The 7,954-nt window shown below is 63.7% G+C and carries 10 protein-coding genes and 3 tRNA genes; 12 read left to right on the top strand and 1 reads right to left on the bottom strand.

Annotated elements, in window-relative coordinates; all coding sequences use genetic code 11:
• Nucleotides 1-198: 198 nt before the first annotated feature.
• From ACFTZB_RS40035 to rplA, 10 genes are all read left to right on the top strand, one after another.
• Nucleotides 199-271 (top strand) — tRNA-Thr (locus ACFTZB_RS40035).
• 45 nt (nucleotides 272-316) lie between these two features.
• A tRNA-Met gene (locus ACFTZB_RS40030) sits at nucleotides 317-389 on the top strand.
• 61 nt (nucleotides 390-450) lie between these two features.
• Nucleotides 451-618, top strand: a complete 168-nt coding sequence (gene rpmG / locus ACFTZB_RS40025; protein WP_005252089.1) for a 50S ribosomal protein L33 — start codon at nucleotides 451-453, stop codon at nucleotides 616-618.
• Nucleotides 619-706: 88 nt separating this feature from the next.
• Entirely contained in the window at nucleotides 707-1,270 is a 564-nt protein-coding gene (hadA, locus tag ACFTZB_RS40020) for a (3R)-hydroxyacyl-ACP dehydratase subunit HadA (protein WP_043824409.1), read from the top strand.
• Nucleotides 1,257-1,682, top strand: coding sequence for a (3R)-hydroxyacyl-ACP dehydratase subunit HadB (gene hadB, locus ACFTZB_RS40015; RefSeq protein ID WP_005252091.1), 426 nt, complete (start codon nucleotides 1,257-1,259; stop codon nucleotides 1,680-1,682). The genes hadA and hadB overlap by 14 nt, the downstream gene beginning before the upstream one ends.
• Before the next feature lie 184 nt (nucleotides 1,683-1,866).
• Nucleotides 1,867-1,939: transfer RNA gene (locus ACFTZB_RS40010), tRNA-Trp, on the top strand.
• Between the two features lie 31 nt (nucleotides 1,940-1,970).
• A complete protein-coding gene (secE, locus tag ACFTZB_RS40005; RefSeq protein WP_378440635.1) occupies nucleotides 1,971-2,423 on the top strand; it encodes a preprotein translocase subunit SecE in 453 nt (150 codons plus the stop codon).
• A gap of 58 nt (nucleotides 2,424-2,481) precedes the next feature.
• Complete coding sequence (nusG, locus tag ACFTZB_RS40000) at nucleotides 2,482-3,348, top strand: transcription termination/antitermination protein NusG (protein WP_378440633.1); 867 nt, start codon at nucleotides 2,482-2,484, stop codon at nucleotides 3,346-3,348.
• A gap of 59 nt (nucleotides 3,349-3,407) precedes the next feature.
• A complete protein-coding gene (gene rplK / locus ACFTZB_RS39995; protein WP_005252095.1) occupies nucleotides 3,408-3,842 on the top strand; it encodes a 50S ribosomal protein L11 in 435 nt (144 codons plus the stop codon).
• A 157-nt stretch (nucleotides 3,843-3,999) separates the two neighbouring features.
• On the top strand, nucleotides 4,000-4,716 hold the full coding sequence (gene rplA / locus ACFTZB_RS39990; RefSeq protein WP_012688869.1) for a 50S ribosomal protein L1: 717 nt from the start codon (nucleotides 4,000-4,002) through the stop codon (nucleotides 4,714-4,716).
• A 66-nt stretch (nucleotides 4,717-4,782) separates the two neighbouring features.
• On the opposite strand, the gene ACFTZB_RS39985 is transcribed toward rplA, so the two are convergent.
• Entirely contained in the window at nucleotides 4,783-6,402 is a 1,620-nt protein-coding gene (locus ACFTZB_RS39985) for an MFS transporter (RefSeq protein ID WP_378440631.1), read from the bottom strand.
• Nucleotides 6,403-6,865: 463 nt separating this feature from the next.
• Here ACFTZB_RS39985 and rplJ point away from each other — a divergent pair, with 463 nt between their 5' ends.
• Entirely contained in the window at nucleotides 6,866-7,426 is a 561-nt protein-coding gene (gene rplJ / locus ACFTZB_RS39980) for a 50S ribosomal protein L10 (protein ID WP_005252102.1), read from the top strand.
• A gap of 78 nt (nucleotides 7,427-7,504) precedes the next feature.
• Nucleotides 7,505-7,894, top strand: a complete 390-nt coding sequence (gene rplL / locus ACFTZB_RS39975; RefSeq protein WP_012688867.1) for a 50S ribosomal protein L7/L12 — start codon at nucleotides 7,505-7,507, stop codon at nucleotides 7,892-7,894.
• The last annotated feature ends 60 nt before the right edge of the window (nucleotides 7,895-7,954 follow it).

Below are 7,954 nucleotides of genomic sequence, written 5' to 3'. Positions count from 1 at the left end.
AGCGACAGCTCACCGGGGTTCGGTCGTTCGTGGGAAGACCGGGTGCAGAACCTGCTGACCCGGCCCGGTGCGGGCCGCGACGCGAACTGCCGGGTGTAGCGACTTACGAAAGCCGCTGACCAGGCAATTTGTTTCTGGTCGGAACTTCTGTGTAATCTCGTCAAGGCTTCAGCGCGCAGCGATGTGCGAGCGAAGCACGCCCCCTTAGCTCAGTCGGCAGAGCGTTTCCATGGTAAGGAAAAGGTCAACGGTTCGATTCCGTTAGGGGGCTCGCTGGATTGAAGTGGAGCGCCTGGTGCGCGACACTCGACACCGAGGCGGTGTAGCTCAGTTGGTAGAGCAAACGACTCATAATCGTTGCGTCGCCGGTTCAAGTCCGGTCACCGCTACACAATATGCATGATCCACCCTGATTGTTCGTAATCAGATTCACCCGAAAGAAGGCATCCCGTGGCCTCCTCGACTGACGTTCGGCCCAAGATCACTTTGGCCTGCGAGGTATGCAAGCACCGCAACTACATCACCAAGAAGAATCGGCGTAACGACCCCGATCGCCTGGAGATCAAGAAGTTCTGCCCGAACTGCGGAACTCACCAGTCGCATCGCGAGTCCAAGTAACACGGTCCGGACAAGGACTGCGTTCGCGAAGGGAGTCCTCTAGGCTGCCCTCACGCGCCGACGTCAAGGGTAGAAGAGGTTCTTTCGCGTGACTGACACTGTGACAGAGACAGAGGCCTACGTGCCCGCGGCTGTTCCTGCTGATCCTGCCGCGCACGCACTGGCGATGGTCGGGCACCACTACCGCGTCGACGACTTCTACGAGGTCGGACGCGAGAAGGTGCGCGAGTACGCGCGTGCCGTGCAGGACTGGCATCCCGCTCACCACGACGAGGAAGCCGCGAAGGGCCTCGGCTACGACGGCCTCCTCGCTCCTCTGACCTTCATCTCGCTCGTCGGCATCATCGCTCAGGGACGCCTCTTCAAGGAGATCGTCACCGGCTACGACCCCAGCCAGATCCTCCAGACCGACCAGCGGCTCGAGTTCCACAAGCCGATCAAGGTCGGCGACCGGCTGGTCTGCGACGTCTACCTGGAGTCGTTCCGTCAGATGGGTGGCAGCGACATCATCGTCACCAAGAACATCGTCACCGATCAGTACGACGAACTCGTCCAGACCACGTGGACGACGCTCGTCGCCCGTACCGGTGGCGAGGTCGACGAGAACATCGCTCACGCAGTCAAGGACGTGATCATGCATGGCGCTTCGTAAGTTCGAGGACGTCTCGGTGGGTGAGGAACTTCCCGAGCGCATCGTGAAGCTCACGCGTGGCGACCTGGTCAACTACGCGGGCGTGTCCGGCGATCCGAACCCGATCCACTGGAGCGACGAGGTCGTCAAGCTCGCCGGTCTGGACAACGTGATCGCGCACGGAATGCTCACCATGGGTCTCGGCGGCGGTTTCGTCACGTCGTGGCTCGGCGATCCGGGTGCGGTCAAGGAATACAATGTTCGTTTCACGAGCTCGGTCTACGTCCGCGAGGACGAGGCCGCGCAGGTCGAGTACACCGGTAAGGTGAAGTCGCTCGACGAGGAAAGCAAGACAGCAGTAGTCGCGATCGTGGCGCGTTCCGAGGGAAAGAAGATCTTCGGTCGCGCCACCGCAACGGTCCGTCTGGCCTGACAGCCGGGTGGATTGGGTTTGTTCCGGGGCTTTGAAGTACACTGAGATTTCTGGGATTACTCAGCGCTGCGCGCTGCCCTACGGTGCTGTACGGCCGGCAAGGGTGGCGCGCGTGTCATGTAATCACAGAGAGGTCGGTCAAGAATTGGTTCGAGGCTAGAGTCGGACCAGGTCTCCCGACCAAAGGGGCGTAGCTCAACTGGCAGAGCAGCGGTCTCCAAAACCGCAGGTTGCAGGTTCAAGTCCTGTCGCCCCTGCCCCCGGATGCCAGCGACTGAGAGGAACGACGTGAGCGAGGAGCGCGCCAAGCGCGACGGCGACACTTCAGGGTCCACACGCCCGGACAGTGCCGACGACACCGCGGCCGACGCCACCACCACGCGTTCCGCCACTCCCTCGGGAAAGCCCAGCGGTAAGCGCCAGGGCCGCCGTTCTCCGGCGGGCGCCGAGGTCGCCGCGAGTTCCGTGAAGGCACCGGAACAGTCGAAGTCGGATACGACCACCAAGGTCAAGCCGGCGAAGAAGGATCGCGCCGACACGCCGCGCAAGGAAAACATCTTCAAGCGCCTGCGCCGGTTCCTCCGCGAGGTCATCGCCGAGCTGCGCAAGGTCATCTGGCCCAATCGCAAGCAGATGATCACCTACACCAGCGTCGTCCTGGCATTCGTGGTGTTCATGGTGACGTTCATCGGCGTGTTGGATCTGGCGGTCATCAAGGGCGTCACCTGGTTGTTCGGTTGACGGAATCCGCCCCGGTGGATCCGAAGTATGTGAGTGACGAGAGGAAGCGAGTGCCCCAGTGAGCACCCCCGAGAACGACACGAATGAGGCTTTGGCCGAAGAGCGTGTTTCTGCCGAGGCGGCAGCCGAAGTGGATGTCGAGGCTGCCGACGAGGGCACCGAAGCCGCGGAAATCTTCGGTGACGACGTCGCCGACGACGCGCCGGCCGACGAGATCATCGAGGACGAGGCGCCTGCCGAAGAGGCCGAAGCCGAAGAAGACGCTGTTGCCGCCGAAGAGCCTGTGACCGCTGAAGAGCCCGAGGATCCTGTCGCGGAACTCAAGGCCGCCCTGCGTCGCGCCCCCGGCGACTGGTACGTCATCCACTCCTACGCGGGCTACGAGAACAAGGTCAAGGCGAACCTCGAGACCCGTGTCCAGAACCTGGACGTCGGCGACTACATCTTCCAGGTGGAGGTTCCCACCGAAGAGGTCACCGAGATCAAGAACGGACAGCGCAAGCAGGTCAACCGCAAGGTTCTGCCCGGCTACATCCTGGTCCGCATGGATCTCAACGACGAGTCCTGGGGAGCCGTGCGCAACACGCCCGGCGTCACCGGATTCGTCGGTGCGACGTCGCGTCCCTCCCCGCTGACCCTCAACGAGGTGATCAAGTTCCTGCTCCCGCAGCAGGAGCAGAAGAAGCAGGCCGCCGCGGCGACGGTCACGGCCGGCGAGACCGGCGGAGAGACCTTCGCGAAGCCGCTCATCGAGGTCGACTTCGAGGTCGGCGAGTCGGTCACTGTCATGGATGGCCCGTTCGCCACGCTGCCCGCCAGCATCAGCGAGGTCAACGCCGAGCAGCAGAAGCTCAAGGTCCTGGTCTCGATCTTCGGTCGCGAGACCCCGGTCGAGTTGTCCTTCACGCAGGTCGCGAAGATCTAGCGCCCCATACTTGCACTGCAGTAGCAAGAAACACACCCAGCAAGAATTAGGAAATCGAGATGCCCCCCAAGAAGAAGAAGCTCGCAGGGCTCATCAAGCTTCAGATCCAGGCCGGTCAGGCTAACCCTGCACCGCCCGTGGGTCCCGCGCTTGGTCAGCACGGCGTGAACATCATGGAGTTCTGCAAGGCCTACAACGCGGCGACTGAGTCCCAGCGCGGCAACGTGGTGCCGGTCGAGATCTCGGTCTACGAAGACCGGACCTTCGATTTCAAGCTGAAGACCCCTCCGGCTGCCAAGCTGCTGCTCAAGGCTGCAGGCGTGCAGAAGGGCTCCGGCGAGCCGCACAAGACCAAGGTCGCGTCCGTGACCATGGATCAGGTGCGCGAAATCGCGAAGACCAAGCAGGAAGACCTCAACGCGAACGACATCGAGCAGGCCGCGAAGATCATCGCAGGCACCGCACGCTCGATGGGTATCACGGTCGACGGCTGAGTCAGCCCTGATCAATTGACGGCACCGCCGTCGACGATCAATTGACGGCACCGCCGTCGACGAAAGCGTGGGAGGGCCGGCCAGGCCCCGACCACTACTGAACCATTCACCACCGCAGACAAGACACACGCTGCGGTGAGAAGTTAGGACAGAAGAAATGGCAAAGCGCAGCAAGGCGTATCTCGCCGCCGCTGAAAAGGTCGACTTCGACAAGCTGTACAGCCCGCTGCAGGCTGCGAAGCTGGCGAAGGAGACGTCGTCGAGCAAGATGGACGCGACCGTCGAGGTTGCAGTCCGTCTGGGCGTCGACCCCCGCAAGGCGGACCAGATGGTCCGCGGCACGGTCAACCTGCCGCACGGCACCGGTAAGACCGCCCGCGTCATCGTGTTCGCAGTCGGAGAGAAGGCCGCCGAGGCCGAGGCAGCTGGAGCCGACGCCGTCGGTGCCGAGGACCTCATCGAGCGGATCCAGGGTGGCTGGCTCGATTTCGACGCCGCCATCGCGACTCCCGATCAGATGGCCAAGGTCGGCCGCATCGCCCGCGTCCTCGGACCGCGTGGCCTGATGCCGAACCCGAAGACCGGCACCGTGACGGCTGACGTCACGAAGGCCGTCGCGGACATCAAGGGCGGAAAGATCAACTTCCGCGTCGACAAGCAGGCCAACCTGCACTTCGTGATCGGCAAGGCATCGTTCGACGACGCCAAGCTGGTGGAGAACTACGGCGCCGCGCTGGACGAGATCCTGCGTGCGAAGCCGTCCTCCGCGAAGGGCCGCTACGTCAAGAAGGTCACCGTTTCGACCACCACCGGACCGGGCATCCCGGTGGACCCGAACCGCACCCGCAACCTTCTCGAGGATGCTGACGCGTAAGTCTCGCTTCACACAGTTCGGCCGGTACGGAATTCTTCCGTACCGGCCGAACTGCTTTGTCCGGATTCAGTGCTCGTCGGTGGTTCCCGGTTCGGTTCTCTTCCGCCACGCCAGCATCACGGAATCCGTGCGGGCAGGCGCCCAGGGCATGAAGATCGCGACGACGACGGCGCAGACCACGACGGCGCCCGCCGCGACGAGCGACGCGGTGTGCGACCCCTGCAGGACCGTCGTCTTCATGGTGAGGATGAGATTCTCACGCTGCTGCTCCAGGAACGGCGGGATCTCACGCTTGCGGATCTCGAGCACGCTCAGCACCGTGGCGCGGGCGAAACCCTTCTCGTCGTCGTTCATCAATGCGGCCGGAATCCGGTCGAGCAGCGGACTCATCGTCGTCGCGTAGTACGACGCGACGATCGATCCGAGCACGGCGACCCCGAGCGTTCCTCCGATTTCCCTCGTCGTGTCGTTCACGGCCGACCCCGCCCCGGCCTCGTCGAGCGGCAGCGACGCCATGATCGACTCGGTTGCAGGCCCCTGCACGATGGCCAGGCCCAGCGCCATCGACACCATCGACGGGAGCACGTCCGTCAGGTAACTGCTGTCGACGGCAACCTGACCGCCGAGGTACAGGCCGACCCCGGTCAGGAGGAGGCCGAACACGATCACCGGGGTCGTCCCGACCCGCTGCGCCAGCAATGTGGCGACCGGGGCGCCGACCGCCACCGACACCGCGAACGGCAGCGACGCGACACCGAACTCGAACGGCGTGTACTCGCGGACACCCTGGAAGTACTGGGTGATGAGGAACAGGAAGCCGAACATCGAGAAGTACCCGATGGCGATCGCGAGCGCGGGCAGGGAGAACCGTCGGTTGCGGAACAGCCGCAGGTCGAGGATGGGGTGGTCGGTGCGCAACTCCCAGAGGACGAACCCGGTCAGGACCGCGATCGAGAGCGCGACGGCGCCGACGGTGACGGTCGACGTCCACCCGTGGTGCGGGGCTTCGATGATCGCCCACACGAGGACGGTGATGCCGGTGATCGAGGCGGCGATGCCGAGGAGATCGATGCGCCCGATGACGGAGGCGCGCGATTCCGGTACCAGCACGAGCGTCGCAATCGCCGCGAAAACGGCGATCGGCACATTGATCCAGAAGACGGAGTGCCAGCTGAAGTGTTCGAGCAGCCACCCACCGGCCATCGGGCCGATGGCGATCGCGAATCCTGCCATCGCAGTCCAGGCGGCGATGGCCAGCGCGCGTTCGCGCACATCGGTGAAGATGTTGATGACGAGGGCGAGGGTCGCGGGGAAGACGGCGGCGGCGAAGACACCCATCGCGGCTCGGGCCGCAATGACCTGGCCCAGACTCTCGGCGTTGGCGCCGGCGATCGACATGACGGCGACGCCGATCAGGCCGATGACCATGACGCGTCGACGCCCGTAGCGGTCGCCGAGGTTGCCGAACGCCAGGAGCAGGCCGGCGAACGTCAGTGTGTAGGCATCGACGACCCACTGGAGGCCGCTGACGCTGGTGCGCAGTTCGACGCCGATCGACGGGAGGGCGACGTTGACGATGGTGTTGTCGAGCACCACCAGCAGTTCGGCCAGGCAGATCACGGCGAGCGCGAGGAAGCGGCGCGTCCGGGACCCGGCCACGACGGCTCGGGCTTCGAGGATTGTCATGAGAAAAAGCTAACTCATACCTGTTACGTGTCGTAACAGGTAATTGAGTGCAATTCCGGTCTGATGGCCCACATCTACGCATCGATAGTGACTCCGGTCACGTCCAAGGGCTCGGGTTCGACCGCGATTTGGTGGTTGAGCAGGGCATGCCGTAATCTGTCCTGCGGAGTTCGATGCGCTATTCGAGCTTCACCCCAAATCATGTTCTACCCAAGACCGTTGGTGATCGCTCCCGCAAGGGTGTGATTGAAAGTCCGGGAATGTCCGGCGGCCCACGCAGGAGGACGAGGTAGGGGGATGCGTATCGGTCGTGGGCTCGCGCCCTGGCCGAATGGCTTCCTTTCACGCCCCGTGTGCCCTGCACCGGGGCGTTTTGCATGTCGTGGATTGTGTGCTCCGGGATACCCGGCGGTGCGCAGCGGTTCCGAAGTGGGATAACGACTGTCATGAGAGGAGGCGAAGTATGGCAAAGCCTGAGAAGGTTTCCGCAGTTGCGGAGATCACCGAGCAGTTCAAGGGTTCGACCGCTGCTGTGATCACGGAATACCGTGGTCTCACGGTGGGCAACATCACGACACTGCGACGCGCTCTCGGAGAGGGTGCCACCTACTCCGTCGCCAAGAACACCCTGGTCAAGCGTGCCGCTGCTGAGGCGGGCGTCGAGGGCCTTGATGACCTTTTCGTCGGTCCGACCGCCATTGCATTCATCAAGGGCGAGCCCGTCGATGCTGCGAAGGCTCTGAAGAACTTCGCTAAGGACAACAAGGCGCTCATCATCAAGGGCGGCTACATGGACGGCGCTGCGCTGTCCGTGGACGAGGTCAACAAGATCGCGGACCTCGAGTCCCGCGAGATCCTGTTGGCCAAGCTTGCCGGCGCGATGAAGGGCAACTTGGCAAAGGCCGCAGGCCTGTTCAACGCTCCTGCTTCGCAGGTGGCCCGTCTGGCCGCTGCTCTGCAGGAAAAGAAGGCCGCAGAAGGCGGAGCTGCCGAAGCTCCCGCCGAGGCTGCAGCCGAAAGCTGATCCGCACCCGCGCATCACTGCTATAACCCCGCCCGGTCGCGGATCAGCGACATGGGACTTACAGGAAGGACCGCCACAATGGCGAAGCTCAGCACCGAAGAGTTGTTGGACCAGTTCAAGGAGCTCACCCTCCTCGAGCTCTCGGAGTTCGTGAAGGCGTTCGAGGAGACCTTCGAGGTCACCGCTGCTGCTCCGGTTGCCGTTGCTGCTGCCGGTGCCCCGGCTGCTGCCGGCGCCGACGCTGCCGAGGAGCAGGACGAGTTCGACGTCGTCCTCGAGTCGGCCGGCGACAAGAAGATCCAGGTCATCAAGGTCGTCCGTGAGGTCGTTTCCGGCCTCGGCCTGAAGGAAGCCAAGGACCTCGTCGAGGGTGCTCCGAAGGCCATCCTGGAGAAGGTTGCCAAGGACGCGGCCGACGCCGCCAAGGAGAAGCTCGAGGCTGCCGGCGCGAAGATCACCGTCAAGTAAGACCGTCTCTCCCGCGCTGCTCACCGAGCAGACGAAGAGGGCCACTCCCCACCTGTGGGG

The sequence above is a fragment of the Rhodococcus sp. NPDC057014 genome, from assembly GCF_042673295.1.
Taxonomy (GTDB): Bacteria; Actinomycetota; Actinomycetes; order Mycobacteriales; family Mycobacteriaceae; genus Rhodococcus_F.
Note: the sequence above shows the minus strand (reverse complement) of the source record. Positions and strands in the feature narration are given on the sequence as shown.